General features: G+C 65.1%; 18 protein-coding genes. 9 read left to right on the forward strand and 9 right to left on the reverse strand.

All coding sequences use genetic code 11. From position 1 onward, the window contains the following. Positions 1-44: 44 nt before the first annotated feature. The 4 genes from JHC57_RS00970 to JHC57_RS00985 all read right to left on the reverse strand — a co-directional run bounded on the left by JHC57_RS00970 (position 45) and on the right by JHC57_RS00985 (position 5,951). On the reverse strand, positions 45-806 hold the full coding sequence (locus tag JHC57_RS00970) for an IclR family transcriptional regulator (protein WP_294027877.1): 762 nt from the start codon (positions 804-806) through the stop codon (positions 45-47). A 54-nt stretch (positions 807-860) separates the two neighbouring features. Continuing rightward, entirely contained in the window at positions 861-1,625 is a 765-nt protein-coding gene (locus JHC57_RS00975; RefSeq protein WP_294027879.1) for an SDR family NAD(P)-dependent oxidoreductase, read from the reverse strand. Positions 1,626-1,634: 9 nt separating this feature from the next. Next, positions 1,635-3,113 (reverse strand): aldehyde dehydrogenase, encoded by a 1,479-nt coding sequence (locus JHC57_RS00980; protein WP_294027881.1) that lies wholly within the window; start codon positions 3,111-3,113, stop codon positions 1,635-1,637. Positions 3,114-3,248: 135 nt separating this feature from the next. Then, the gene (locus tag JHC57_RS00985; RefSeq protein WP_294027883.1) at positions 3,249-5,951 is read right to left on the reverse strand and encodes a LuxR C-terminal-related transcriptional regulator; all 2,703 of its coding nucleotides are present in this window, start codon (positions 5,949-5,951) and stop codon (positions 3,249-3,251) included. Between the two features lie 202 nt (positions 5,952-6,153). Here JHC57_RS00985 and JHC57_RS00990 point away from each other — a divergent pair, with 202 nt between their 5' ends. Genes JHC57_RS00990 through JHC57_RS01005 form a run of 4 tightly spaced genes read left to right on the forward strand, consistent with a single transcriptional unit; the run spans position 6,154 to position 10,976 of the window. Further along, on the forward strand, positions 6,154-7,752 hold the full coding sequence (locus tag JHC57_RS00990) for a hydantoinase/oxoprolinase family protein (RefSeq protein WP_294027884.1): 1,599 nt from the start codon (positions 6,154-6,156) through the stop codon (positions 7,750-7,752). After that, on the forward strand, positions 7,742-8,848 hold the full coding sequence (locus tag JHC57_RS00995) for a DUF917 domain-containing protein (protein ID WP_294027886.1): 1,107 nt from the start codon (positions 7,742-7,744) through the stop codon (positions 8,846-8,848). Before JHC57_RS00990 ends, JHC57_RS00995 begins: the two co-directional genes overlap by 11 nt. Then, complete coding sequence (locus tag JHC57_RS01000; protein ID WP_294027888.1) at positions 8,845-10,110, forward strand: cytosine permease; 1,266 nt, start codon at positions 8,845-8,847, stop codon at positions 10,108-10,110. The genes JHC57_RS00995 and JHC57_RS01000 overlap by 4 nt, the downstream gene beginning before the upstream one ends. After that, complete coding sequence (locus JHC57_RS01005) at positions 10,107-10,976, forward strand: alpha/beta hydrolase-fold protein (RefSeq protein WP_294027889.1); 870 nt, start codon at positions 10,107-10,109, stop codon at positions 10,974-10,976. Before JHC57_RS01000 ends, JHC57_RS01005 begins: the two co-directional genes overlap by 4 nt. Here JHC57_RS01005 and JHC57_RS01010 read toward each other — a convergent pair whose 3' ends face one another. After that, on the reverse strand, positions 10,977-12,704 hold the full coding sequence (locus JHC57_RS01010; protein ID WP_294027891.1) for an amidohydrolase: 1,728 nt from the start codon (positions 12,702-12,704) through the stop codon (positions 10,977-10,979). It lies immediately after the preceding gene. 377 nt (positions 12,705-13,081) lie between these two features. Between JHC57_RS01010 and JHC57_RS01015 the strand changes: the two genes are divergently transcribed. From JHC57_RS01015 to JHC57_RS01030, 4 genes are all read left to right on the forward strand, one after another. Further along, on the forward strand, positions 13,082-14,530 hold the full coding sequence (locus tag JHC57_RS01015) for a PLP-dependent aminotransferase family protein (RefSeq protein WP_294027892.1): 1,449 nt from the start codon (positions 13,082-13,084) through the stop codon (positions 14,528-14,530). Between the two features lie 23 nt (positions 14,531-14,553). Further along, positions 14,554-15,657 carry a PepSY domain-containing protein gene (locus JHC57_RS01020; RefSeq protein WP_294027894.1) on the forward strand — a complete coding sequence of 368 codons (1,104 nt, stop codon included), beginning with the start codon at positions 14,554-14,556 and terminating at the stop codon, positions 15,655-15,657. 138 nt (positions 15,658-15,795) lie between these two features. Continuing rightward, positions 15,796-16,425 carry a hypothetical protein gene (locus tag JHC57_RS01025; RefSeq protein ID WP_294027895.1) on the forward strand — a complete coding sequence of 210 codons (630 nt, stop codon included), beginning with the start codon at positions 15,796-15,798 and terminating at the stop codon, positions 16,423-16,425. 11 nt (positions 16,426-16,436) lie between these two features. After that, positions 16,437-17,108 (forward strand): Fe2+-dependent dioxygenase, encoded by a 672-nt coding sequence (locus JHC57_RS01030; RefSeq protein WP_294027896.1) that lies wholly within the window; start codon positions 16,437-16,439, stop codon positions 17,106-17,108. 3 nt (positions 17,109-17,111) lie between these two features. Here the strand turns inward: JHC57_RS01030 and JHC57_RS01035 are convergent, their stop codons facing one another. Next, positions 17,112-19,013, reverse strand: a complete 1,902-nt coding sequence (locus JHC57_RS01035; RefSeq protein WP_294027898.1) for an FAD/NAD(P)-binding protein — start codon at positions 19,011-19,013, stop codon at positions 17,112-17,114. A gap of 124 nt (positions 19,014-19,137) precedes the next feature. Further along, on the reverse strand, positions 19,138-21,453 hold the full coding sequence (locus tag JHC57_RS01040; RefSeq protein ID WP_294027900.1) for a TonB-dependent siderophore receptor: 2,316 nt from the start codon (positions 21,451-21,453) through the stop codon (positions 19,138-19,140). A gap of 68 nt (positions 21,454-21,521) precedes the next feature. Here JHC57_RS01040 and JHC57_RS01045 point away from each other — a divergent pair, with 68 nt between their 5' ends. Further along, entirely contained in the window at positions 21,522-22,709 is a 1,188-nt protein-coding gene (locus JHC57_RS01045; RefSeq protein WP_294027901.1) for a CoA transferase, read from the forward strand. Here JHC57_RS01045 and JHC57_RS01050 read toward each other — a convergent pair whose 3' ends face one another. Both JHC57_RS01050 and JHC57_RS01055 read right to left on the reverse strand, forming a co-directional pair. After that, entirely contained in the window at positions 22,710-23,654 is a 945-nt protein-coding gene (locus JHC57_RS01050) for an alpha/beta hydrolase fold domain-containing protein (protein ID WP_294027903.1), read from the reverse strand. A gap of 4 nt (positions 23,655-23,658) precedes the next feature. Next, a complete protein-coding gene (locus JHC57_RS01055) occupies positions 23,659-26,883 on the reverse strand; it encodes an amidohydrolase family protein (RefSeq protein ID WP_294027905.1) in 3,225 nt (1,074 codons plus the stop codon). Positions 26,884-26,890: the final 7 nt, after the last annotated feature.

Here is a 26,890-nt window from a genome sequence, read left to right on the forward strand (position 1 = left end):
AGCCACTGCGCCCCGGTCCCCTGTTCGATTGAGATGCCCGGCGCCTATTTCAGCCTGGACAGATGCTTCGCGGCGATCGCCGCCATTTCGGGCCGCCGTTCGAGGCAGCGCGACACCGGACCGACAATCACCACCGACAAAAGGCGGTCGCCGCCGGGAAGCGGCAAGGCGATGCCCGCGAGATCGGGGGTATATTCGGTGTTGCTCTGGTGCCAGCCCATCGCCTCGGCCTCGTCGAGCCGGGCCTCGACCTCCGCCGCGCTCGCCGGCGTCGTCGGCGAATAGCGGACGAAGTCGACCTTGCGATAAAGCCGCTCGCGCTCCTCGCGCGGCATCTGCGCCAACAGCGCCCGGCCCGCCGACGTGGCATGGATCGGCACCCGGTCGCCGACCTTTGCGAAATAGCGAACCGGCTGCGCCGACTCGACCACGTCGACAAAGGTCGCCTGCGTGCCCGCGGGAGCCGAGATCGCGACCGTCTCGCCAGTCGCAGCCACCAGGTCGCGCGCGAGCCGGTGAAACTTCTCCGGAAGCGGTTCCGCCCGTGTCACCGCCTCGGCGAGCACGAGCCAGCGCGGGCTCGGATAATAGCCGCCGCGTCCGCGCGGCTCGTAGAGATAGCCCTTGGACGCGAGCGTCGCGACGAGCTTGAACGTGCTCGACCGCGGCCAGCCCAGATCCTCGGCGATTTCGGCCGCGGTGGCAGGGCGCAACCGCTTGGCGAAATATTCGAGGATTTCGAGTGCGTTCGCGGCCTGCCGCACGATCATGATCTTGTTCGCCTGAAAAATCGTTTCGCGACCCATATGGCCGAAGTGCGGCGCCCGCGATAGCCGTCAGCAACGCCGGAGCCTCCATCACTAGCGCGCCGTGAAGCCGCCATCGACGGGCAGCGCGACGCCGGTCACGAAGCTCGCCTCATCTGACGCAAGCCAGAGCGCCGCATCGGCGACCTCGCCGGGCTTCACGAGACGCCCCATCGGAACAGCGCCGACGATCTTCGCTTCGTTCGCCGCCGCCTCGGCGGGGTCGCCGCTTCGCCCGGTAAAACCTGCCTTCATCGGCGTGTCGGCGAGGCCCGGGCACACGACGTTGACGCGAATATTGTCCGCCGCAAAGGCAAGCGCGAGGCTCTTGGTCAGTCCGACGACCCCCCATTTCGCGGCCGAGTAGATCGGGCTCATCATCGAGCCGACGAGACCCGAAATCGAAGCGGTAAAGATGATCGAGCCGCCGCCGCGGGCTCGCATATGCGATGCGACCTGCCCCGCGCCGAGCGCCGCCGAGGTCACGTTGAGCGCGATCGCCTTGTCATAGGCGGCAAGGTCGAGATTTTCGACCGACGCGGGTCCGGGCATACCCGCATGAGCCCAGAGAATGTCGGCGCCGCCAAGCGCTGCGACCGCCTCTTCGATGCTGCCCTTTGCGCCCTCGGGAGTCGAAAGATCGGCAACGATCGTCGCAACGCGATCGCCGCCGAAGTCGGCGATGAGACCGTCGAGTGCCTCGCGGCTGATATCGATGGCGGCGACACGCGCGCCTTCGCGCACGAAGCGTTCAACGCCCGCGCGGCCCATGCCCGATGCGGCGGCAGTGACGATGGCGAGCTTGCCGTTAAGTCGCATGATATGTCCTCAGCTTTGAAAGGGATTGGGGAATTGGCCGGTCGTCGAGACGATCGTCGTCTTGGTCTCGAGGAAGGGATCGAGCCCCTCGATACCGTTTTCGCGGCCCCAGCCGCTGGCCTTCACACCGCCGTAGGGCGTCGACCAGCGGATGTAGCGATAGGTATTGACCCAGACCATGCCCGCCTCGATCCGGGCCGCAACGCGGTGCGCGCGGCCGGTGTCGCCCGACCAGAGGCCCGCGGCGAGGCCATAAGGCGTCGAATTGGCGATCGCGACCGCCTCCTCCTCGCCCTCGAACGGGATGATTGCTGCGACGGGACCGAAAATCTCTTCCTGCGCGATGCGCATACCTGCCGAGACACTCGCAAAAACGGTCGGCTCGACGAAATAGCCCGCCGCAAGGTCGCCGCCGCCGATGCGTTGGCCGCCCGACACAAGCTCGGCGCCTTCCGCCTTGCCGATTGCGACATAGGACAAGGTCTTGTCGAGTTGCTGCTGATGCGCCTGCGGCCCCATATGCGTCGCAGGATCGAGCGGCATGCCGACACGAACCTGGCCCGCGCGCTCCTTGAAGGCGTCGACAACGCGATCGTAGACCGACCGCTCGACGAGGACCCGGCTGCCGAGCGCGCAGCTCTGTCCGCACAGCGCCCAGGCGGAGCCGGTCGCGGCGTTGATCGCATTCTCGATATCGGCATCGGCGAAGATGATGTGCGGCGCCTTGCCACCGAGTTCGAAGGTGCAGCGCGTCAGCGTGTCGGCGCCCGCTTTCAAGATCGTCTTGGCAGTCGCGCCCTCGCCCGTGAAGCTGATTTTGGCGACATCGGGATGCGCGACGAGCGCCGCGCCCGCGACGGGGCCATCGCCCGGCACGACGTTGACCACCCCCGGCGGAAAGCCTGCCTCCTCGAACAGGCGCGCGAGCGCGAGCGACGAGGCCGGCGTCTGCTCGGCGGGCTTCAGGACGACGGTGCAGCCCGCCGCCAGCGCCGGGCCGAGCTTCCACGCCGCGGCCATCATTGGAACATTCCACGGTGTGATCGCGCCGACGACTCCGACCGGATGACGGGTGGTGAAGGCATGGACACTGTTATCCATCGGTATCGTGCGCCCTCCGAGCTTGTCGGCAAGCGAGGCGAACCAATGATAATATTGCGCGTGGAGGGAGATATCGCCGCGCGACTCCCGGATCGCCCGGCCATTGTCGCGCGTTTCCACCTCGGCAAGCGCGTCAACCTGCGTCGCATAGAGATCGGCGAAGCGGCGAAGCAGTGCGGCGCGCTCCCATGGCGGCATACGACGCCAAGGCCCTTCGAAAGCATCCCTGGCCGCCGCGACGGCGCGGTCGATATCGCGCACGCCACCGAATGCGACGTCGCCCCATGGCGCGCCTGTCGAAGGGTCGATGCTCGGACGGACACCGCCATCGAGCGGCGCGACCCATTCGCCGCCGATAAACAGGCGATCGAAACGAAAACCGGACAAGGCACACCTCTCATTGTTTCTAATATTGGACTATATTGTCCCTATATAGAAATATGAGTCAAGAGCGTGAAACGGGTAAGGGGCCGCAGGAGCGGATCATCCGACGCCTCCTGTGAGTGCAATGATCGCCGGATGTCAGTGCGAAAGGACGGTCGCGCCGGGCGCGCCGGCAGGGATCAGGCCGCGTTCGGCCGAGATGCGTACCGCGTCGCGCCGCTTGCTCACCCCGATCTTGCGAAACACCGATTTCAGCCGATACTTCACGGTATCGGGCGACATGCCGATCAGGCGGGCGATTTCCTTGTTCGAATGTCCGAGGCTAAGATAGAGCAGCACCTCCGCCTCGGCTTCGCTGAACACGCCGAGTACCGTCACATTGTTGCGATAGACCGCGAGCGAACGCGCGAGCGACTTCATGAACTGCGCGCGGAAACGGTCGACCTGTGCGTCGTTGCCGAGCGCGTCGTCGAGACAGTCCTGCACGAACTGGCGCGCCTCGACGAACGGGCGCACGATATTCTGGAACATCGCGATCCCGACCGCCTCGTCGAAACAGATGCGTGCCTGCGCCATGTCGCCCCGGGCCCGGAGGCTTGCCGCGGTGAGAATATTGACGTCGACGAGCAATCGGCCGGCGCCATGTTGCTCGGCATAGGCACGCAGCATCGCCAGTTCCTCGAGCGCAAGCTCGGTCTCGCCGATCAGCAGGCGAAGGCGCGTGCGGCAAAGGCTCGCCGCGATCGCGACCGGCCGATAGGCAGGCGATTCCTCACGCATCATGTCGGCAAGCGGATCGAGCCCGATGACGGCAGCCGCGGCGAGCACCGCATGTGGCGGCGCCCCCTGCGATATCTGGAGTTCGATGCTGCATATGTCGGCGAGCATTTCGAGTTGACGGAGCCGGCGGCGTGCCGCGACTCGCCGGGCGCGCGCGATCACGTCGCACGCCTCCTCGAAGGCGCCCTCGCCCGCGAGCGCGCGCGCCTCGGTGAAATAGGCCGCAGCGTAAACGTCGACCCAGCCGTCCGACTGCTCCATATGCGGGAGCGCCCAGGCGAGCAGTTCGCGCGCCTCGGACACAAGATCCTGCTCGAAGAGAAGCTCTGCCTGAAAGGCCGCGCAATTGGCGGCAAGGTCCGAGCGGTCGCCGAAATTTTCGATGATGCTGCTCCACGCCGCGTGCAGGATCGCCGCCGCGTCCTTCGAGCGCCCCTGCGCGCGCTTGATCCGCGCCTCGAGAAAGCGGGTGAACAGATCGCTGTAGCGCGAACCGATGGCCAGATAATGGTCGCGCGCGGCAAGCGTCGGCTGCAACGCGCGCTCGAGCCAGCCGCCTTCGAGATATTTCGCGCCCAGCGTCTCGCTGATGTTCGCGAGGACCAGATGGTCGTTTGCCGGCAGCTTGCGCAGCAGGGCCTCGCGCGCGAGCAGGTCGTCGAAGGTCACCGGCTGGTTTTCATAATCGGTGAGCGTATCGCCGACGACGCGTACTTCGGTCCTCAGATCGACCGAGAGCTCGGCCTCGTCCGCCCCGACGAGGATCAGATCATATTCGGCGCGCGCCGCGCCGAGTTCGCCGAGCTTGATCTGGAGATAGACTTGCGCAAGCGCGAGCCGCGGCCGCGAGCGGATGAGCTGAACCGGAAGCCTCGACAGCCCCTGCACAACGACGCCCTGCAGGCCCTGGGGAATAAGCCGCCATCCGCCCGCCTCCTCGAGGATGGATGCGACAAGCAGGTCGTCGCCCGACAGGATAGCATGGTTGATGGCGTCAGCGACTTCACCGCGCTCGGCGAGCCAAGCCGCGATACGCCGCTGAAGCGCCGCAAACTGCGCGCGGTCCGAACGCTCGAAACGATCGCGCAGATATTCGGCGAACAGCTGGTGATAGCGATACTCGCGGCGGTCCCAGCTGACCGGCGACAGGAAGACGCCCTGTTGTTCGAGTCGCTCGAGTACCATCCAGCCGTCCTGCCGGTCGCAGAGAAGATCGACCATCTCGCCGGTAAGGCGGTCGGCGAGCGCCGTCCGCGCGACGATGTCTCGCGTTTCCTGCGGCAGCGTCATCAACACCTGTTCGGAAAGATAGCGGGCGAGATCGCTGCTCGAGCCGCAATATTCATCGATCACCCGCTCGGCGCCAAGGCCGCGCTTGATCGATAGCGAGGCCAGTTGGACTGCGATCGGCCACCCCTCGGTGCGATCGAGCAGTGTGTCGATATCGAGTGTTTCGAGCGAGCGGTCGGTCCGCGTCAACAGGCATTCGGTTTCGACGGCGGAAAAACGCAGCTCCGCCGGTCCGATTTCGAGCAACTGCTCCTCGGCCGCCAGAATGGACTGGCCGATCCAGGGATAGTCGCGCGACGCAAACAGGAAATGGCAATTCGGCGGCGCGAGGCGAACGAGCGATTCCAGAAACTGACCGACGCTTTCGCTAAAGGCATGGTGGAGATCGTCGAGAATGAGGATCACCGGAAGTGGCCGTTCGGCAAGTTCGTTGATGACCGCCGAGAGCGCCGCGCGGGGCGGCAGGTCGAGCGCTGCCTTTGCGCCTTCGTCTTTGCGGTCGCGGCGAAGCGCAAGAAGCAGATATTTGACGAAGCGCTTGAGGTCGCGGTCGTCCCGCTCCAGCGTCAGCCATGCGACCTCTGCCGAGGCGGGATCGATGCTGTCGCGCCACTGCGACAGCAGGCTCGTCTTGCCATAGCCCGCAGGCGCGTGAACGAGCGTCAGGCGATGGGTCAAACTGCCATGCATCCGCTCAAGGAGCTGGTCCCTGCGAATCTGGTCGCCCATCCACATGGGCGGATTGAACTTGGCGGCAATCAAGTCCTGCATTGCTCAACCTCGTACGCGCGGTCGTCGGTTTCCGGTCGTGGAAGTTACGGATCGATGACAGTTCTGACAACCGCCTCCAAAGCCTTACCCGTCTTGCCCGAAGCCATTACCCGTCCGCGATCCCCTGCACCCGTTTTACGCGTTGCGCGGCCCCATGCCCCCCAGTGTAATCGGCGCCACGAGGTTGAGGGAGAATGCCGAGGTGCGGATTGGTGTCGATGTCGGGGGTACGAACACCGATGCGGTCCTGATCGACGGGCGACACGTCGTCGCGTCGACCAAGAGGCCGACGAGCGCCGATGTCAGCGCGGGCGTCACCGCGGCGATCAGCGACCTTCTTGGCGAGGCCGGGATCGCTGCGAGGGCGATCGGCGCCGTCATGATCGGCACGACCCATTTTACCAATGCGCTGGTCGAACGCCGCCGCCTCGACCGGGTCGGGATCATTCGCCTCGCAAGCCCATCGGGTGAGGCCCTCCCTCCGCTCACCGGCTGGCCCGAGACCCTCGCCCGGCAGATCGAGGGCGCGACATTCCTCCTTCGCGGCGGCTATGAGGTCGACGGGCGCGAGATTTCGCCGCTGGACGAGGCGGGACTTCGCACCGCCGCGCAGGCCTGCCGCGACGAAGGGATCACAAGCATCGCCGTGAGCTGCGCCTTCGCGCCGGTCAACGCCGCGATGGAAGAGCGCGCCGCCATGCTCATCGCGGACGCCCACCCCGCCGCCCGCGTGAGCCTTTCACACAGCGTCGGACGCCTTGGCCTGATCGAGCGGGAAAATGGCACCATCATCAACGCGGCTCTCGCGACGCTCGCCGTGCAGGTAGTGTCATCGCTCGGAGAGGCGCTCGCAGCGCTCGGGATTTCAGCGCCGCTATATATTTCGCAGAATGACGGAACGCTGATTTCGGCTGCGGAAGCGGCACGCTATCCGGTGATGACGATCGGTTCCGGTCCGACCAACAGCATGCGCGGCGCGGCCTTTCTCACCGGGGTGGACAATGGCATCGTCATGGACGTCGGCGGCACGACATGCGACATCGGTGTCCTCGCGAACGGATTTCCCCGCGAGTCGTCGATCGCGGTCGACATCGGCGGGGTTCGTACCAATTTCCGCATGCCCGACATCCTCGCGATCGGTCTCGGCGGCGGCACCCGCATCCGGCTTGGTGCCGGAGATGATGATTTCGTGATCGGGCCGGACTCTGTCGGGTACCAGATCACCGAGGACAGTTACCTCTTCGGCGGTGCGACGCTGACCGCCAGCGATATCGCGGTTGCCGCCGGCAAGGCCGCGTTCGGCGACGCCGCCAGACTTCCCGACCTCGCGCCATCGCTGCGCGACGCGATTGTCGCCCGTATCCAGACAATGCTCGCGGACGGTATCGACCGCATGAAAACCGCGTCGGGCGACGCAACGATCATCGCGGTGGGTGGCGGTCACTTCCTGATCGAAGACGACATCAAGGGGGCGGCAAGGGTGGTGCGACCCGAACATGCCGCGGTCGCGAACGCCGTGGGGGCTGCGATCGCCCAAGTCGGCGCGCAGGCAGAGCGGATCGTCGATTATGATGCCGAGCCGCGCCCGCTCGCACTCGAGCGCATGCGCGAAATGCTTCTGGCGCGCGCCGTCGCCGCCGGCGCGACGAAAGACAGTGTGGAGATCGTCGACATGGACGAGGTCTTCCTCTCCTACCTTCCCGGCCGCTCGGCGCAAATCCGCATGAAGGCAGTCGGTGACCTTGCCGAAGACGCGAGCCTCGCCAATGCGGCGTTCACGGAGACGCGTCATGCGCATTGAGCGGGAAAGCGAACTCCAGGATCTGGCGCGCGGCGCCGCATTTCTTGGATCGGGCGGCGGCGGCGATCCCTATTACAGCCTGCTCCTTGCGGAAGCAGCGCTCGCTCGCCGGGGTGCTTTCGAGCTTGTCCCGCTTTCCGAAATCGCGGACGATGCCCTGCTCGCGCCATGCGGGTGGATCGGGGCGCCGACCGTATCGGTCGAAAAGCTCCCCAATGGCAGCGAAGCCGTTGCCGGACTGCGCCGGCTCGAGGAGATCATGGGACGACCTATCGATGCCGTTCTGCCCATCGAAATCGGCGGCGGCAATGGCCTGGCTCCGCTGATCGCCGCCGCCGAACTCCGCATTCCCGTCGTTGACTGCGACGGCATGGGGCGTGCCTTTCCCGAATCGCAGATGGCAATCTTCAATATTCGCGGTCTCTCGGCCTGCCCGTCAGTGCTGACAGCCGCCGACGGTTCGCTGAATGTCATAAATACCGAAGACAATCTTGCGCACGAGCGGGCAGCTCGCGCGCTCGCCGTTTCGCTTGGCGGCATCGCACATATGGTCGAATATCCGCTGAGCGGCGCCGAGGCGCGGCAACATGCGGTGCCCGGGAGCATCACCGCGGCCATTGCCGTCGGCCGCGCAATACGCGAGGCACGCGCCGCCGGCGAAGATCCGTTCGAAGCGCTTGGCGCGGCGCTCGAGGCCACTGGCCTGTATCCGCATTGCTTCACCCTCTTCGACGGCAAGATCGTCGATCTTGAACGCGAAACATGCGAAGGCTTCTCGGTCGGCCGCGTGACGATCGAGGGGTTCGGCGACGGGTCGCGCATGGAAGTCGAGTTTCAGAACGAGAATCTCGTCGCGAAGCGCGACGGCAAGATTCTCGCGATGGTCCCCGATATCATCACGCTCATGGACCGCGACACCGCCGATACCATCACTACCGAGAAGCTCAAATATGGCCAGCGCGTGAAAGTCATCGCCGCGGCCGCGCCCGCGATATTGCGCGACGACCAAGCGCTTTCCTTCGTGGGGCCGCGCGCCTTCGGCATGGCGTTCGACTTTGCGCCCGTCGAAACACTCAACCTGTCGGAGACCGCATGAGCGCAGCGCCCGGTGGCAATTATGCAAGCGGGCGGCTGCCCGAGGAACTGACCATCCCCGGCTGGCGGGTCGCGCTGATCATCGCGAGCTTCACCTTTTCGCTGCCCGGCTTCCTCAACAATGCGCAGGCAGGCCTCGCGCTTGGTCTGAACTCGGCGGTCCTTGCCGCGCTCTGCGCAGGGTTCATCCTGTGCGCGGGCGCCTGCCTCACCGCGGTAGTCAGCGTACGGACGCGCCTCACCACCTACACGCTCGTGCAGCGATCCTTCGGGCTTTGGGGTGCAGCGCTCGTCAATATCGTCATCGCCATCATACATTTCTGCTGGTTCGGCGTGAATGTGTCCTTCTTCGGCGACGCGATGGTCGCCGCCGCGCGGCAGGGTTATGGCTTCCCCGGGGATTTCAACCTGTTCGTGGTCGTGGGCAGCGTCATCATCACCCTGTCCACCATCTGGGGTTTCAAGACGCTCGACCGGCTCGCCATGATCGCCGTGCCCTTCGTCGGCGTCATCCTGATCGCGCTCTGCGTTTCCGCCCTCGGCGATAATCCCGCCCCCGACCTCGGCCCCGTGGCCGCGCCGCCGGCGCCGATGAGCTTCGGCATCGCTCTCTCCTCGCTCGTCGGTGGCAATCTGCTCACGGTCGCGGCCATGCCCGACCTATCGCGATTCATCCGCACCGAAAGAGGAGCGGTGTCGGCCATGTTGCTGTCCTTTCCCTTCTGCGCGCCCGTGATCATGCTGGTGTCGGCGCTGATCGCGCTCGCGACGGGTCAGACCGACATCATGATGCTCGTCGTTGCGATGGGGTTCGGCGTCCCCGCGCTTGCGATGCTCGTCCTATCGGTGTGGACGATCAACGCGCTCAACCTCTACTCGGCCGGCCTGTCGATGGCAGCGACCTTTCCCCGGCTCAAGCAGGGCGTGATCATCATCGTCGGCGGGGCCATCGGCTGCCTCTTCGCACTTCTCGGGATCATCAACGGCTTCATCCCTTTCCTGATCGCGCTCGGGCTGATCATCCCGCCGATCGCAGCCATCTATGTGATCGACGGCTTCATGACCTTTCGCGGCCTGGAAGACGTCCCGATGGTGCCGGTGCGCTGGGAAGCGATCGGCGTCTGGCTCGGGAGCCTCGCGGTTACGCTACCCGCGACGCGCGCCGGCTGGACGCTGACCACGGTACCCGCGCTCGACGCCACATTGCTCGCGGCCTTCGCCTATCTCGCCGTGCTGCGCCTCGGCCGGAGACGAAGCGCGTGAGAATCGTCGCCGCGAGCCTCTGGCTCATTCTCGCACTGCCACTGCCGTTGGCAGCGAGCGAGGTTCCCGCTGCCACGCCCTACGCCATGCCCGAAACCGAGATCTGGGACATGCGCGCCGCGACCGGCCGAACCTATCGCATCTTCGTCTCGCGCCCCGTCGGCGCACCGCCAGAAGCCGGCTATCCGGTCCTCTATGTACTCGATGGCAATGCGATGTTCGCCGGCTTCGCCGAGGCGCGGCGCATCCAGGGATTTGGCGGCCGCGATCTCGACAAGATGATTGTCGTCGGCATCGGTCATCCCGGCGAACAGGTTTATGATCCGCGCCGGATGGAAGATTTCACTGCACCGATCGCTGCGCCCGAACTCAAGCAACTCTACGCGAAATATCCCTCGGGCGGTCGCGATGCGTTTCGGGCTTTTCTTCTCGACGAACTCAAGCCCTCGATCGCGAAGCGCTACAGGGTGCATCCTCGGCGACAGGCATTATATGGCCATTCGCTCGGTGGATTGTTCGCGCTTCATCTCTTCTTTTCGCATCCGGGCGCCTTCGACACGATCATCGCGGCAAGCCCTTCGATATGGTGGGACGATCAGGCGATCCTCGCCGAAGAATCGCGATGGCGCGTCCGCGCGGCGGAGGGCGGCGCCATCGCGCGCCGGACGCGGCTGTTGGTGATCGCGGGCGAATATGAGACCGAAGGCTCGATCGCGCAGGACAGCGCGGCACTCGCGGCGCGCCTCGCGCCGCTGTCGGGCCAGGGGCTGCGCAGCGAATATCTCCTGCTCGACGGCGAGACGCATGTCACCGTGCCGCATCGCTCGATTACCGTCACGATGCGGTCGGTGATGCGCTGGCCCTGATTATCGGGCGGCACCCTCCCAGTTGCCGAACACGGGCCTGCCCTTGAAGACGGTGACAAGCACCTTGGCCTTCGAAACCTCATGGACCGGCAGCTTGAAGATATCCTTGTCGAGCACGACCAGGTCGGCGCTCTTGCCGACCTTGATCGAGCCGGTCACGTCCTCGAAGCCGTTCACATAGGCGACGTTGATCGTGTGACTGGCGATCGCTTCCTCGAGGCCGATGCCCTCGGCGGGAAGCAGCGGCTTCGCATTCGGGTCGCCCGCCGTGCGCCGCGTCATCGCCACCTCGATCCCTTCCAGCGGATTGGCGCCGCCGACCGGCCAGTCGGCACCGTAGGCGAGCTTGCCGCCGGCGCGCACGATGCTGCCGGCGGGATAGATATAGGTTGATCGCTCTGGACCGATCGCCGCGACGGTGAGGTTCATATAATCGTACCAGGATGCCCATGTCGGCTGGAACTGCGCAAAGGTCGACAATTTGCCGAAGCGCGGCTGATCGGCGGGATCGACGACATTCATATGCGTGATCATATGGTGCGTCGGCCTGGCGCCGTTCACCGTGCGCGCCGCCTCGACCGCGTCGAGCGAGATCCGCACGCCGCCGTCGCCGATCGCGTGCAGGAAGGCGTGCATGCCCTTGCCGTCCACCGCGGTTACCGCCTGCTTCAGCACCTCGGGAGCGATCTGCGGCGTGCCGCGCTCGTCGCCACTGTTTTCATAGGGAGCGATCATGAGGGCGGTCTTTTGCGGTATGACGCCATCGACATAGAATTTGACCGTGTGCGTCGGAATGCCGAGACCGTTGGCACGCTCGGCCGCCCGCAGCAGCCCCGGGAACTGCTCCAGCCCCTGCTCATTCTTCCATTTGAGCGACACGGTGACATGGCTCGTGAGCTTTCCCGCGTCGAGCACGGCCTTGTAGGCGTCGACCATCGCGCTGCCGCCGTCATCCTCATATTCGACGCCGGCGTCGTTCCAACTCACGATGCCGAGGCTGTTGAAATGGTCGGCGACGTAAAGGATCGAGTTCTGGATTTCGCTCGCGGATGGCGGCGGGATCATATGCTTTACAAGATCCATGGCTGCCTCCTGAAGGCTGCCGACCGGCTCGCCCGTCGCGGGATCGCGGTCGATCGTTCCGTTCGCCGGGTCCTTCGTCGCACGGGTGATATTCGCGACCTCGAGCGCTTTCGAATTCAGCCAGTAGGTATGTCCGCCGGTCGATTCGAAGATGAGCGGCCGCGCGATCGTGACCTGGTCGAGCAATTCCTTGCGCGGGATGCCGTTCGGCGGAAACAGCGCGTCGCTCCAGCCAATGCCATAGACCGCGCCATCGCCGGGCGCGGCGGCGACGCATTTCGTGATCAGCGCCTGATAATCGGCGATCGTCTTCCCGTCCTGGAGCGGGCAGCGCGAACGCGACAGGGCGCCGAACAGCGGATGAACGTGGGCGTCACCGAATGCCGGAAGCACAAGCCTGCCTTTAAGATCGACCGTCTTCGTCGCGGCGCCGCGCAATTTACCAATGGCGGCGCTGCTGCCCACCGCAGCGATCTTGCCATCCTTGACCGCGACGGCCTCGGCCCATGGCTGCCCGCTCTCGACGGTATAGACGCGCGCGTTGATCAGGATCAGATCCGCGCCTGCCTTGTCTGCGGCGTAAGCGGCACCGCTTGCAGAGAGAAGCAGAGCAGCGGCGATGGCGGTGGCGGCAAGCTTCGACATGTTCACTCCCGGGAAATCGGCGGCACAACCGAGAATGCGACGCCATGTTCGAATCTGGAAATCCGGTCACGGCCGCAGCGATAGCACCGTACCCGCCGGTGGGATGCCGACCCTGATCGCGTCTGGCTCGACCGCCCGGCAGCGGTGTCCCCCCGGAAGCCCCCATTCAACATCAAGCGGCGCACCGCGCGAACCCCGATTGAGGGTAAATATATCGGAAGACGGGTAAGTATGACCGGAATTGTCGCAAGCCGCCCGCAATGTCGGCGACGCGGCGACGCGCACCCATTTTCCCGCTCCATTACCCTTTGCGCCGCTTCCGGCGGGAGGCTGCCGTTGGATATATCTTCCCGTGGAGGCAAGCGGCGGGAGGTTCGATGTTTCAGAATTGGTCCATCGACCTCGGCGACCGACTCGATCGTGATCGCCGCGATTCGATTCAGCTCCGGATCATCAGCGCCATCATCCATGATATCGAGCGCGGCGCGCTCGCGTCGGGCACCTATCTTCCGAGTAGCCGCGATCTCGCCCGGACGCTTGAACTCAACCGTAAGACGGTCGTTCTCGCCTATCGCGACCTGATCGCCCAAGGATGGCTGACGAGCCACAGCACACGCGGAACGTCGGTCGCATCCGACCTCCCCGATTCCGGCCGGACCCTGCCGGGCGCGATCGCTCAGCCCGGCGACGTGTCCTACGGCTTTGCCGCGCTGCCGGACCGCGCGCTTGCCCTGCCCGAATGCCCCGGCATCCGCCTCGACGAGGGAACGCCCGATGGCCGCCTGTTTCGCTACAACCTCCTCGTGCGCAGCTACCGTTCGGCGGCGCACCGGCTCGCGCGCGAGAACGGCTTTCGGTATCGGGACCCGAGGGGTGCCGAAGCGCTGCGCATCGCGATCGCCGACATGCTGCGCTCGGGACGCGGCATGGATATCGGCAAGGACAATGTCTGCATCACCCGCGGAAGCCAGAATGCCATCCATCTCTCCTGCCAACTCCTGCTTCGACCCGGCGATACGGTGCTCGTCGAGGAACTCACCTATGAGCCGGCGGTCGCCGCCATGCGCGCACTCGGTGCCGAGGTGCTGCCGGTGTCGCTCGACGATGGCGGGATCGATATCGACGACGTCGCAGCGGCCTGCCGGCTGCGACGGGTGCGCGCGGTGTTCGTTACGCCGCATCACCAGTTTCCGACCACGGTCGTCATGCGCCCCGAACGACGCCTCCGCCTCGTCGAGCTCGCGCGCCTGCACGGCTTCGCGATCATCGAGGACGATTACGACCACGAGTTTCATTTCGAATCGCAGCCACACCTGCCGATCGCATCCTACGCGCCCGCCGAGACCATCTATGTCGGATCGATGTCGAAGCTGCTGCTTCCGACGCTGCGGTTGGGATTTGCGGTCGCCCCGCGCCCGGTGATCGACGCCCTAGCCCATCATGTCTCGATCACCGACGGCATGGGCAATGCGCTCGAGGAGGAAGCGGTCGCCCATCTGATCGCGAAAGGGGATCTGCAGCGCCATGTGCGAAACACGCGGCAGGTCTATGCGGAACGGCGCACCGCCTTTGCCAATAATATCGATGATCTTCTCGGCGACCGTGTCGAGTATCGCCTTCCGGAGGGGGGCCTCGCCTTCTGGCTCCGCTTCCGGAGCGATATCGGGGTGATCGAACGCCGAGTTGCCGGGGCTGGGCTGCGCATCGCATCGTCGGAAAGCTACCGTCAGCGGGACAGCGCGCCAAACGGTCTGCGCATCGGCTTCGCAAGCATGGATGAAGAGGAGCAGCGGACGGCGCTTCACCGTCTCGGTGCCGCATTATGAAGGTCCGGGACAGGATGAATGACATGACCACAAACAGAACGGCACCTCGTACCGGAAGCCGGACAATCGTCGGGCTGCACCGCTGGCTCGGCCTCGGGGCCGCGGCGATCTGGCTCGTGCAGGCGTTGACCGGGATCCTGCTTGCCTTCCATTTCGAGGCCGAGGACGCGCTGCTGACGACGCGCCATACGCCGACGAACCTCGCGTCGATCGAGCGCCGGATTGACGATATCGCTGCGGCGGGCGGCGACGCCAAGGTCCACTGGATATGGACGACCGCCGGACTTCGCGATCGCTACATCATCTTCTTCGCCGCCGCCGACGGCGGCGATCGCAAGGCCTATATCGACGGGGCGGGCACGATCCTGCGCGACCGGAAGGCCGACGACTACAGCTTCCTCGCCCTAACTCGCGAGATACATCTCACGCTGGTTGCCGGGCCGACCGGACACTGGATTCTCGCCGCCGCGGGCCTTCTTCTCGTCACCAACCTCGTCTTCGGTCTCGTCGCGGCGTGGCCGCGACGCGGTGGCTGGCGTGGCGCCGTCGTACCGCGCGGCCGGACGGCCTCGCGCGCGGGACTCTATTCCTGGCACCGGGCGATCGGCCTTTGGGCGGCGCTCCCCGCGATCGTCATCGCCGGAACCGGCGCCCTGATGCTTTTCGAGGAGCAGCTGCGCACTGCCGTCGGCGCCGCGGAGGTCAGCCTGCCAGCCAACCCCGCGGCGGGCAGGCCCGTCGGCTTCGCCGCCGCCGCGCGCGCAGCCGTCGCGGCAATCCCCGGAAGCCGGTTCGTCGGGACGACACTGCCCTCGCGCGAGGATGCAAGCTATTACGTCTGGCTGCGCGCGCCCGGCGAACTCTATCGCGGCGGCTATGGCGGCAGCCTTGTCGTCGTGAATGCGAATAACGGCGATATCCGGGGCGCCTGGCCCGCGACCGACGCCGACGCGGCGTCGGCCTTCGTCGGTTCTCTCTATCCGCTTCATACGGGCGAGGGCATCGGGCTGGCAGGCCGGATTCTGGCGCTGGCGATCGGGGTCTGGCTTGTGGTCATGATCATTCTCGGCTTGCTCCTGTGGTGGCGCAAAAAGCCGCGCGGACGAGCGAGGCGCAGCACGAGCTAGCCGCAAAGGACCCGTCTTACCCTTTGCGCATCGCCACTTACCCAAAGACCCTGCTGACCCTGCGGCCGCTTTATGCTGTCTTCGGCCCGGGAAGATTCGGTGCATAGGTGCCGGTTTCAGTCAGGGAGGTTTCGAAACATGCAGAAATTCACGATGAAACTCTGGACGGTGGCGGCAGGCGCCGCGGCCGCGACGACGATGGCGGTACCCGCCGGAGCGATGGCCGACCCTAACGCCCCGACCTCGCCGGTGCCGAGCGACTTCGTCTATCCGACGGGCTTCGACAAGGCGCTTTCGCTCATGCTTGCCGGCGAAGGCGGCGAGAATGGCATCGGTTCGCACCGCGTCTGGCCGACCCTCTCTTTCCCGGCGCTTACGACCGAGCAGATCCGGAAATCGCTCAGCGGAAACACCCTCGCCATTCCCTATCATTATGCGCACCAATATGGCGCCGATGGCCGGGTCGGCGGCTACAACATCCGCTACGATCCGACCGATCTCAAGAAATGCCCGAAGACCGAGATCCCCGGTGACGGCCTTCTCCTCTATGAAGGCGTCTGCAGCGCACAGGTGAAGGAACCGGTCACGGGAAACTGGAAGGCCGAGGACAACAAGCTGTGCGTCGATGTCGCCTGGGCCGGCAAGTCCCAGATCACTGGCTGCTATACAATGTTCTTTGTGATGGATAGCGTCGCCATGGTGAAGCCCGACGGGACCGTCTCGGGCAAGGCGCATGCGCTCAAAAAGGGTGCGGCGCCCGATATGTAGGGACCGGCCGTTTGCTGATTTGCATTCCCGATATCCTGAACGGCGACCAGCTTCAGAAGCTGGTCGCCATGATGGACAGGCAGCGTTTCATCGACGGGCGCGAGACCGCGGGCTGGGCTGCCGCCGGGGTCAAGGAGAACCGGCAGGTCGCCGGTGATTCCAGGGACTATTCGGCAATGCAGGCCGTGGTCACGCAGGCGCTCGCTGCCAATCGCTTCTTCGCGGCCGCTGCGATGCCGCGCACGATGCGCCCGATCCTCTTCAGCCGCTACACCGAAGGCATGGGCTACGGCCCGCATGTCGACAATGCGCTGATGGGCGAAAGTCCGCAGACGCGGATCGACCTTGCCTATACCCTCTTCCTGTCCGACCCGGACAGCTATGAGGGCGGCGAACTTGAGATCGACGAACCCGCCGGCACGCGATCGTTCAAGCTGCCCGCCGGGGCCGCGATCCTCTACCCCGCCAATTCGGTCCATCAGGTCGTGAAAGTCGCCTCGGGCCGGCGCGACGTCGCGGTCGGCTGGATTCAGAGCCTCGTGCGCGAAGCCGACAAGCGCCGCATCCTGTTCGAACTCGAAAATCTGCGCGCCACCATGTTCGCCGAGAGCGGCAAGAGCGCGGCCTTCGACACGCTCACGCGCAACACGAGCGACCTCTGGCGGATGTGGGCCGAAACCTGATCCTCAAAGCATCGTCATGATCTGGCCCGCCGCGCGGTGAGCCTCGTGCATCGCATGCGCCATCGCCATCTCGCCGAGCAGCTCGGAATGGGCGAAGACGATGCGGCCGTGCGGCTGGCGGATGATGTCGGACGGCGGCGGGGCTCCATCGCGCCCAAAATAGAACCCCGGCTGCGGCGCAACATAGGCGTGACCCCAGCGATTGAGGATGATCCCGGCAATGTCGCGCTTTGCATCGAAGCCGGCGGCGGCAAAACCCGCGGTCAACTGCTCGCGCAGTTGCCGCTCGAAATCGGCATAGCTCGTCGCGAAGAGCCGCGCCCGCGCCGCCGGACCCTGCGCGGCGCCGGGAAGCTCGGGATGCAGGAAGGGAATATAGAAGGTCAGCACCGTCGGGCTGTCCGGCGTGAAGGGCTCGGCCTTCCCTAATACGACATTGCGGCGGATCGAGGTCTGCCAGCCGAGCGCATCGAACCAGCGCGTATTGGTGAAGCCGAGCTTGTCGAAGAAGCGCCAGTTGCGAAGCGCGACATTGGCGATCATCACCGGCCCGTGGTGAAACTCGGCATAGGCGGCGCGGTGCGCCGCCGGGAGGTCCGCGACGATATTGCGGTTGACCCAGCCGCCCGACGCCATGACCACAGCTTTGGCTCTCGCGCGGCGCACCTTGCCGTCCCGAACATAGCTGACGATCGCATGCTCGGCCTTGGCAGGATCGCCCGGATGGCGCACGTCGATCGCGGTCGAGCCCGAGCGGATGCGGACCTTGTTGCCCGGCCGGTCCAGCTTCGCCGGGTCGATCATTCCGCCGACCGGCGCGAGGCTGTCCTTGCCCTCGGTCCGGATCGCGCCGGGGACCATCCGCTGCAGCATGATGCGCATGAAGGCGGTGTTGCCGCCGGGAAAGGAGACGAGGCCGATATCGCTCGACGAAATCACCTTGCCCTTGATCGTGGTGCCGGGGAGGCGAAGCCGGTGCGCGGCAAAGCCCGAGATGGCGCTGCCGGACATCCCGTAATTGCCGACCGCAATGCCGGGATCGACATAACTGCGGACCTCGGCGCCATATCCGAGCTTGTCGAGCAGTTCATAGTAGGTGATCGTATCGAGCCACGCCTCGGGATTGGGCACGCCCGTCAGCACATCGCGGCGGTCAGCGACAAAATCGTCGAGCTGCTTTTGCGCACCTTCGGACCAAGGTGTGTTCGCGAACCCGTCCTTGGTCGGATTGGCGACCCAGCCCTTCCCCGGAAAATGATAGCCGGTGGCATATGCCTTTTCCCACGCCGGGGCCATCGGCCCGAAATGATAGTCAGTCAGCTCATATTTCTCGGCGCCACCGCCCAGCGGCTCGAGTTCATATTTGGTCGGCAGGCCGAACTCGCGGTAATAGTCGGTGAAGATGTCGTAAGTACCCTCGCCGAAACTGCCGCGGACATAATTGGCGTGCGGGACGATGGCGCCGTTCGACCCTTGCGGCGCGATCAGGCGATGACCATCGACGTCGAACTCGTTCTGCTTGGCCTCGCCGCCAACAACGGGATGATTGTCGAGTAGCAGGCAGGTCGCGCCCGCTGCGGCGCGCTTCGAAAATTCATAGGCGGCCGTCATACCCGAAAAGCCCCCGCCGACGATCACCAGGTCGAAATCCTCGTCGACCGGCTTCGCGGCAGGGTCGGCATAAAGGCGATCGCGAATGCCGTGCGCGGCGTCGACGACGGCCTGCGTGTTGCCGTTCGACCAGGCATAGTCGCCGACGCCGCCATAGCCCGTCCAGGGAGATCCCGACGGAGCCCAGGGACCGTCCGCCGCCCCGCCCGGTCCGCCGCACCCCGACATCAGCGCCGCGCCTCCGGCGGTGATCGCACCATTCACGAAATCGCGCCGCGTGATACGGCTGTTCATACCCAGAAGCTCGTCTGACCCTTGCCTGCTCACCGTCCGTATTTCCTCTCGTGCGATCCGCACCCGAAAACGGCGGTCGAGGATGCCCCGACCGCCGCCGCCGAGATTTAGACTATTGCCCGGTTCAGAACCGGTAGGTCAGCGTCCCCTGGACTGTGCGCGGTTCGCCATTGGCGCACGAGCCGAAGACCGAGCAGCCCGGATAATATCGCTCGTCGAACAGGTTCACCGCATTCAGCTGCAGCGTCCAGTTCCTGTAATCGAAGGCGGCCATCGCATCGACCAGCGTGTAACTGGGTGCTTCGACGATAAAGGTGCCGCTGCGCGACGTCGTTGCGCCATTATAGCGCACGCCGCCACCAACACGCATGCTGATGTCCTCGGTGAGTGCGATCGTCTTCGTGCCGAACAGGCTGGCCATATATTGCGGAACGCCCTCCGCCTGATAATCCTGGTCGGTGAGTCTGACCGTGCCATATGAGAAGGCCGCGACCAGCGAGAGATCGTCCTGGACATTATGGTTGGCCTGGAACTCGACACCGCGCGATTTCTTGGAGCCGGTCTGGGTCTGAAGAAACGGATTGTCAGGATCGGTCCGCAGCGCGTTGTTTTCCTTCAGATCATAGAGCGACACGCGCAGCATCGTTGACCGGAGCGGCTGCCACTTGACGCCGATTTCCTTCTGTTTGCCGGACAAGGGCACATAGGTCTGACCAAGCTGGTTCTGGCCAACGATCGGAAGGAAGGACTCCGCGTAGCTGATATAGGGCGCGAGCGTCGGCGTGGCGTTGATTGTCAGGCCCGCGCGCTTGGTCGTCGTGTTCGTGGATTCCCGCGGCTTGGCGGTCTCGTTCCGCCGATAGCGGTCATGACGGATACCGAGGACAAGCGACGCGATTTCGCCGAAATCAACTTGGTCCTGTAGATAAAAGCCGGTCTGTTTCAGCACCTCGGTCGTGGTCGCACCCAGCACGGGCGGGGCGCCGGTGCCATAGACCGGGTTGTAGACGTCGATCGTGTCGATGCCGCTGACAAAGACCTGCTGATAGGCGTTCTTGAAGTAGGAATAGTCGATACCGGCAAGAATCTGGTGCGAAGCGGGTCCGGTATCGAACTTGAACGCGAGGCTGTTGTCGGTGTTGAAGACATTATATTTGACGTCGATCGCGTACAGATTGCGCGGCACGCGCGTGCTGCCGGCGGGGACGAACGGGTCGAGCGGGCCCGAGCCGAAATAGGTCGCCAGATAATATTCCGCCTGCTCGGTATTGGCCCAGGTGTAGCGGTTGGAACTGCGGAACGTGAGCGCATCCGAAAATTCATGGGTCGCCAGCAGGCTTAGCGCGGTATATTCTTTGTCGCCCTTGTTTATCCCCGGCTCGCCGAAGAAGCGTGAGTCGGGAATACGCTCGCCGGGCCGCGCATAGAGCGACGCGACCAGCGGTACGATGTTGTAGTTCGGCGGATTCTTGTCGTGCTGATAGATGCCGATCGCGGTGATGTCGGTGCGCTCCGAAGGGCGCCACGCAATCGAGGCTTGCGCCAGTTGGCGATCGTTGGGGGTATAATCCATGCGCGAATCAGAGTCGCGCAGCACGCCAGTGAAGCGCACGGCAACGGTGTCGCTCAGCGGCCCGGTGACATCGAAAACGCCTTCCTTTCGATCGAATGTACCATAGCTGACACTCGCGCTGCCGCCGAATTCAAACTGCGGCCGCTTCGTCTGCATGTTGGTGACGCCACTGGCACTCCCCGAGCCGTAGAGCACGGATGCCGGGCCGATGAGTACTTCGACGCGTTCCAGCGTGTTGACGTCGACGCGCGGCATGAAAACGAAGCCGTAGTTGCGCTTCAGGCCATCGACGAACAGGACCGATTCATGACCGCGGATAATGTTGAAATCGCCGCGTGAGTCATCCGACGCGTTGGAGACACCGGACGTATATTTCAGTGCTTCGCGAATATTCAGCGCGCCGCGATCCTGCATTTCCTCGGTCGTGACGATTTCGATGGCCTGCGGAACGCGCAGGATGGGGGTATCGGTCTTGGTCGCCGTGGTCGCGGTCGTGCCGGTGACAACGATGTCCGAGCGATCCTCGGCATCCGCGGTCTGCGCCTGCGCCTGCGCCGGCGATGCAAACACCAGTGCCAGCAACGATACGCCGATCGATCCGCGCGCCATTCCCGCACGGCGTAGACGAACTCTTGTCATAACGCCCCCTTCCCTATCCGATCCAGACCCATCCCTCGGTCGATTTCTCTGTGACCGGACGAATGTAGATCGGTTGCAAAACTCTGGTTGATCAGATTCGGGTAAAAGCGAACTTTGATGGGTGGATTTTTTCTCTCGAAACGCGATTACCCGCAGATAGCCGCGAAAAATGGGGTCCGAATGCAGCGTTCGGCCAGCGCTCCGGTCATCGGAAAACGCAATTTCCATCGAGTCTTCCGTTCTTACTGTGGACATATTGGTCTCCATATGGAAACAAATTTCTGAAGGAGATGATGATGTTGCCATTGCTGGAGGGGATTCGGATCATCGAGATCGGAGCGGTGGTTCTGGGACCCTATGCGGGCCAGATGCTCGCCGATCTCGGCGCCGAGGTGATCAAGGTCGAACCGCTCGAAGGCGATATCGCACGCCATGCCCACCCGGCCGGACCCGGCGGCGGCGCGCTCTTCCTCAATAACAACCGCAACAAGCGAATGCTCGCGCTCGATCTCAAGGCCCCCGGGGGCCGCGCGGCGCTCGCGAAACTGATCACGAGTTCGGACGTCCTGTTCCACAATATGCGGATAGATGCCGCCGAGCGTCTCGGGCTCGGCTTCGAGGCGGTCGCCGCGATCAACCCGGCGATCATCCATTGCGCCGCGATCGGCTTCGGGCAGGCGGGGCGTTACCGCGATCGCCCGGCCTTCGACGACATCATCCAGGCGGCGAGCGGGATCGCGGGCCTCGGCGCGACGGGCGGAGGCGATCCGCGCTTCGTCCCCACGATCCTCGCCGACAAGGTGGCGGCACTGCACGCGGTCTATGCCATCCTCGCCGCGCTCGTGGCGCGCGCACGCGGCCGCGCAGGCGCGATCAAGATCGAGGTGCCGATGTTCGAGGCGCTCGCATCCTTCATGCTCAACGAACATCTCGCCGGCGCGACCTTCGCCGAGGATGGCGCGGTCGGCTACCCGCGCATTCTTTCGCCCAACCGGCGGCCCTTTCGCACTGCGGATGGCTGGATTGCCGTTCTTCCCTATACCGACCGGCAATGGCGCGCCTTCCTCGCCGAGGTCGGACGCGAGGATGTCGCGCGCGAGCCTTGGTTCGACGATCCGCGCGAACGGCCCGCTCACATCGACGAGCTTTACGCGCTCGTCGCCAAACGCCTTCCGGAGCGAACGACCGAGGCATGGCTTGCCGCTCTTGGCGCGCGCGACATTCCCTGCTCGCAGGTGCCCGACCTTCAGGCGTTGCTCCACGACCCGCATCTTGCGGAGATCGGATTCTTCGACGTGGCGCCGGGCTATGCCGACGGAATCGCGCGCAACCTGCCCCAACCGGTGCTGTTCGAAGGCATTACCGGGACCCCAGACGTCGCACCGCGCGGGCTCGGCGCCGACAGCCGCGCGCTTCTTCGCGAATGCGGCTATTCGGACAGCGAAATCGATGCGCTGATCGAGGCGGGCGTCGCCGCCGCCTGATCAGGCGAGCCGCGCGCGGATGAAAACTGCGCCGTCGTGGATGGCCTTACGGGCGACCTGTGCAACAGACATCGCCTCGAGGAAACTGTGGGTCGCGCCCGGATAGATTTTGGTTGTCGCCTTGACACCAGCTCGCTCGAGCCGCGTTTCCATGTCCAATGATTGCTCGCTCAGAATGTCATGTTCGGGGATCACGAGAAATACCGGCGGGAACTCGGCGAAACTCGCATGCGCCGGGCAGGCCAGCGGATCTCGTTGTCCCGCGTCCCAATTCGCGAGATAATTGACATAATAGCTTTGTGCCTCGGCGCGGTCCATGATCGAACCGGGCCCGCCGAAACGGGCCTCGGCCCGGTCCGATATCTCGGGCGTGAAATATCCATAGTTGGATAGAATCGCGCGGATCGTGCCGATGGCGCCCTTTTCTCGCAATCTCAGCGACGTTGCGAAACAGAGATTTGCTCCGGCTGAATCGCCACCCATTGCGAGACGCGCGGGATCGACGCCCAGTTCATCGCCATGCGCCCTGAGCCACAGCATGAACGCCTCGATACGGTCGAGGGCTTCGGGATATTTATGCTCGGGCGATAGCGGATAGTCGACGCCGATGACGGCGAAGCCTCCAGCCTCGGCATATTCGCGCATCAGCCGGTCATGCGTGTCGATCGAGAAGAGCGTGAACCCGCCTCCGTGCAGGTAAACCAGCGCGGGTGCCGGGCTTGCAACGCCTTCCGGACGGTAGACACGGATGCGGAGTTCTCCCGCTCCCGGATCGAAGACATGTTCGGCGGTCTCCCCCATCGCCGGCCCGCCTTCGGCCCAGCGCGCGCGCACTGTTTCGCACACCGCGCGCTGGCTGGGGAAGTCGAGCGTGCCGAACGGCGGATGCTCGGCCCATCGCCGCTTCATCTCGTCAAGAAAGGCCTGGATTTCCGGATCGATCATCGTTTCACTTCCCCCCTTCGACGGGCAGCCACCGGCTTTCCTTCCTGTCGTCTTCGAACCAGCTCGGCGGCAGCTTGCGCGGATGCGGCCAGAGTTCGTCGAGCGTGTCGGCATCGAACAATTGTCCGCCGCGCATCACCAGCTCGAGGCTGCGCGTGTTGGTAATGTCCGTCAGCGGATCGGCGCCGAATATGAGGATATCCGCATATTTTCCGGCCTCGAGCGTGCCCATGTCGGCGAGCCGTCCGATCGTCTCGGCCGCCCCCGCGGTCGCCGCGTGCAGGACGGCCATCGGCTTCATGCCGCCGAGCGTGTGCGCTTCCATTTCATAATGGAAGCCGATGCCCGGCTCGTCGCCATGCGAGCCCATTCCGACAAGCGCGCCCGCTTCGGCGAGCCGCGCCGCATCCGCCGCGAGCGCCGGCATGCGCGAAGCGTCGAGCGAACCCCATTCGCGATGACCGAGCCGGTGCGCGATCGCGGTCGGCGACCAGAAATGCCGGACCTTGGGATCGAGCGCCGGATCATGCCTGGCGACATAATAGTGACGGCCCGAGGGTCCGCTCGTGTTGACCAGCAACGTCGCGACATAGCTCGCGCGCATCCGCTCGTAGAGTTTGAGCACATCTTCCTGGAGTGGCGCGATCGGCAGCGCATGCTCGTTGCCCGCATAGCCGTCGATGAGCTGGGTCAGGATGAGTTTCGGATTGTGGCTGCCCTCGGTCGTCGGCAACAGGCCGAGTTCGCGCGAGGCGATGGCGATCCATTGCCGCACGGTCCGGCTTTCGCCGCGATATTGCTTGATATTCCGGAGGCCCCAGGCATCGCGGTAACGCCGCAGCACGTTGCGCACATCGTTGAGCGAGGTGAAGCGCTCCTTCGAGAAAAGCGCCGGGCCCGTCGAGCGGAGGCGCGGGGCGACGATCAGTCCCGCGTCGATCAGGTCCTGATAGGCGACCTGGTCGATCCCCAGCGTCGAGGGGTCGAAGGCGGTGGTGACGCCGAAGGCGAGCCGCGTTCGAAATCCCCATTCGTCATAGCCGATGACGTTGCGCCGGATGCCGCCGATATGGTCATGGTCGTCGATGAAGCCCGGTGACACCGTCTTGCCGCCGAGTTCGCGCACGGGCGTTCCCGGGGGGACTGCGATGCTGCCGCGCGCCCCGATCGCGGCGATCCGGTCGCCGGTGACGAGGATATCGGCGTTCTCGATGATCCTGTCACCGCCCGCCATGGTGAGCGCGCGCGCGCCGCGCAGCAGAAGGCTCCCCTCGGGCCGCGCACGCGGAAGCTCGGCGGCGAGTTCGATCCGCTCCTTCGGCGGCGCCGCGCCCGGGTCGGGCAGGATTTGCGCATAATTGCCGACCGACCAGAGGAGGCTTCCGTCGGCACGCCATTCGAAGAAATCGGCGCCGAGATCGGTGACCTTGCGCCCCGCGCTCCGGGGCGCGGTCAGATCGATCTCGCGTATCTCGCCCTGAGGCAACGGCGCGACATAGAGCTGCTCGCTGGTCTGCGCGGCGATCCATTTGCCGTCGGGGCTGATCCGGATGTCGTCGGCATCGGCAAGCTGGTCGGTGAAATAATAGCCCTGCGCCTTTACCGTCGCGACCGGACGCTGCGCACCGCTCGCGAGATCGACCGATATCAGCCCATCCTCGCCGAGAAGATAAGCGGCGGAACTATCGCCACGCACGAAATGCGCACGGCCGCCGAGCCGGCCCGCGGCGACGATCCGCGCCGCACCGCCCGCCGAAGGGAATGAAACCAGTTCGGCCGGGCGCACGGTGCCGAACTCGAAACTCGAATGCTGGCGCGCGGCAGCGGGAGAGCGCACCGCGAGGATTGACTTGCCGTCGGGCGTGAAGCTCGGGTGGGTGTAAAAGGCGGGCAGGTCGCTGATCTTCCTGGCCACTCCCGACCCGTCGGCCGCGATCGTCCAGATCGTCCCGCCGGCCGTTTCGCTCCAGGTCACATAGGCAAGGTGCCTGCCGTCGGGGCTCCAGGCCGGGAGCGAGGGTGGATCGCCCGTCACCGGAAGGCGAAGCGATGCGCCACCGGCGAGCGGCTGCACATAAAGGCTGCCGAGCGCCGCATAAGCGACCCGCGCGCCATCGGGTGACGGCGTCGTGCCTTGCGGCAGCTTCGCGCGCACAGGACCGGTCTCCTCGCGAAAGCCGATCCGCGTGCTGGGCCCGACGGCGAGATTGAGCCTCGCCGTGAAGGGAATGCGCTGGGGCGCGGCGCCATCGACGGGCCGGCGTTCGATCTTGCCTTCATAGGCGATCAGGATCGCCTTGCTGTCGGGCGTGAACGCATAGCGCGGGATGAGATCGAGCCACGCCGCGCCGTTCATCATGTCGAGCGGCGCGGGACCGAGGTCGCGGTCGATCCCCGTCTCAAGCTCGCGCACGCGGAGGCTTGTCCTCGCCATGTTCCGCGTCGCATAGGCGAGCAGCTTGCCGTCGGGCGAGATGGCCGGGCGGAAGAAGGTCTCGCCGCCCGCCTCGCGTCCGCCCGAGCTTCCGACGACCGTCTTTTCTGCGCCGCTCGCCAGATCGCGGCGCACGATCGTCCAGGGGATCGGCTCATCGAACGAGAGATCGCCGGTCCGCCGCGCATAATAGAGATATTTGCCGTCGCGCGAGGCCGAGGCGCCCAATGTGCTTTGCCACGCCGCGCGCGGCGCATCCTCCTTGAGCTTAGCGGGCGCCACCAGTTCGCCCGGTCGGCCATCGACCGGATGCCGCCACAGCTCGTAGCGGTCGATGCGGATGCGATAGCGGCTGACATAGACCGACTTGCCATCGGCGCTCCATTCGGGCGAGGTGCGCACCGCGCCGTCATCCTCGTCGCTGATCCGCCGCGCGCCGCTGCCGTCAGTGCGCGCGATCCAGACATTGTCCCCGCCCGAGCGGTCGCTGACATAGGCGATCCACTTGCCGTCGGGCGAGAAGGTCGGCTGGACCTCGAATGCCATGCCGGTTGCGATCGGAACCGCGCGGCCGCCCTTCGCTGGCATGGCGTAGATTTCGCCGAGCATGTCGAAGAGGATGGTCTTGCCGTCGGGCGAGACGGCGAGCGACATGAAGGTGCCGCTCGACACCTCATAGTCGAGCGTGCGCGCGGGCGCGAGCGGCAGTCCCCCGCCCTCGTCCGCTGCGATCGCCGGGATCGCAAGCGCGAGTCCCGAAACCAGCCCCAGTGCAGCCCAGACCGCCCGCTTCATAACCCTA

The organism is Sphingopyxis sp. (assembly GCF_016463645.1).
In the GTDB taxonomy this organism is placed as follows: Bacteria; Pseudomonadota; Alphaproteobacteria; order Sphingomonadales; family Sphingomonadaceae; genus Sphingopyxis.

Bases quoted from the DNA above. Each gene is read 5' to 3' on its own strand.
- JHC57_RS00970 (WP_294027877.1), bottom strand. From the start codon at position 806: ATGGGTCGCGAAACGATTTTTCAGGCGAACAAGATCATGATCGTGCGG.
- JHC57_RS00975 (WP_294027879.1), bottom strand. From the start codon at position 1,625: ATGCGACTTAACGGCAAGCTCGCCATCGTCACTGCCGCCGCATCGGGC.
- JHC57_RS00985 (WP_294027883.1), bottom strand. From the start codon at position 5,951: ATGCAGGACTTGATTGCCGCCAAGTTCAATCCGCCCATGTGGATGGGC.
- JHC57_RS00995 (WP_294027886.1), top strand. From the start codon at position 7,742: ATGCGCATTGAGCGGGAAAGCGAACTCCAGGATCTGGCGCGCGGCGCC.
- JHC57_RS01000 (WP_294027888.1), top strand. From the start codon at position 8,845: ATGAGCGCAGCGCCCGGTGGCAATTATGCAAGCGGGCGGCTGCCCGAG.
- JHC57_RS01010 (WP_294027891.1), bottom strand. From the start codon at position 12,704: ATGTCGAAGCTTGCCGCCACCGCCATCGCCGCTGCTCTGCTTCTCTCT.
- JHC57_RS01015 (WP_294027892.1), top strand. From the start codon at position 13,082: ATGTTTCAGAATTGGTCCATCGACCTCGGCGACCGACTCGATCGTGAT.
- JHC57_RS01020 (WP_294027894.1), top strand. From the start codon at position 14,554: ATGACCACAAACAGAACGGCACCTCGTACCGGAAGCCGGACAATCGTC.
- JHC57_RS01025 (WP_294027895.1), top strand. From the start codon at position 15,796: ATGCAGAAATTCACGATGAAACTCTGGACGGTGGCGGCAGGCGCCGCG.
- JHC57_RS01035 (WP_294027898.1), bottom strand. From the start codon at position 19,013: ATGAACAGCCGTATCACGCGGCGCGATTTCGTGAATGGTGCGATCACC.
- JHC57_RS01040 (WP_294027900.1), bottom strand. From the start codon at position 21,453: ATGGAAATTGCGTTTTCCGATGACCGGAGCGCTGGCCGAACGCTGCAT.
- JHC57_RS01045 (WP_294027901.1), top strand. From the start codon at position 21,522: ATGTTGCCATTGCTGGAGGGGATTCGGATCATCGAGATCGGAGCGGTG.
- JHC57_RS01050 (WP_294027903.1), bottom strand. From the start codon at position 23,654: ATGATCGATCCGGAAATCCAGGCCTTTCTTGACGAGATGAAGCGGCGA.
- JHC57_RS01055 (WP_294027905.1), bottom strand. From the start codon at position 26,883: ATGAAGCGGGCGGTCTGGGCTGCACTGGGGCTGGTTTCGGGACTCGCG.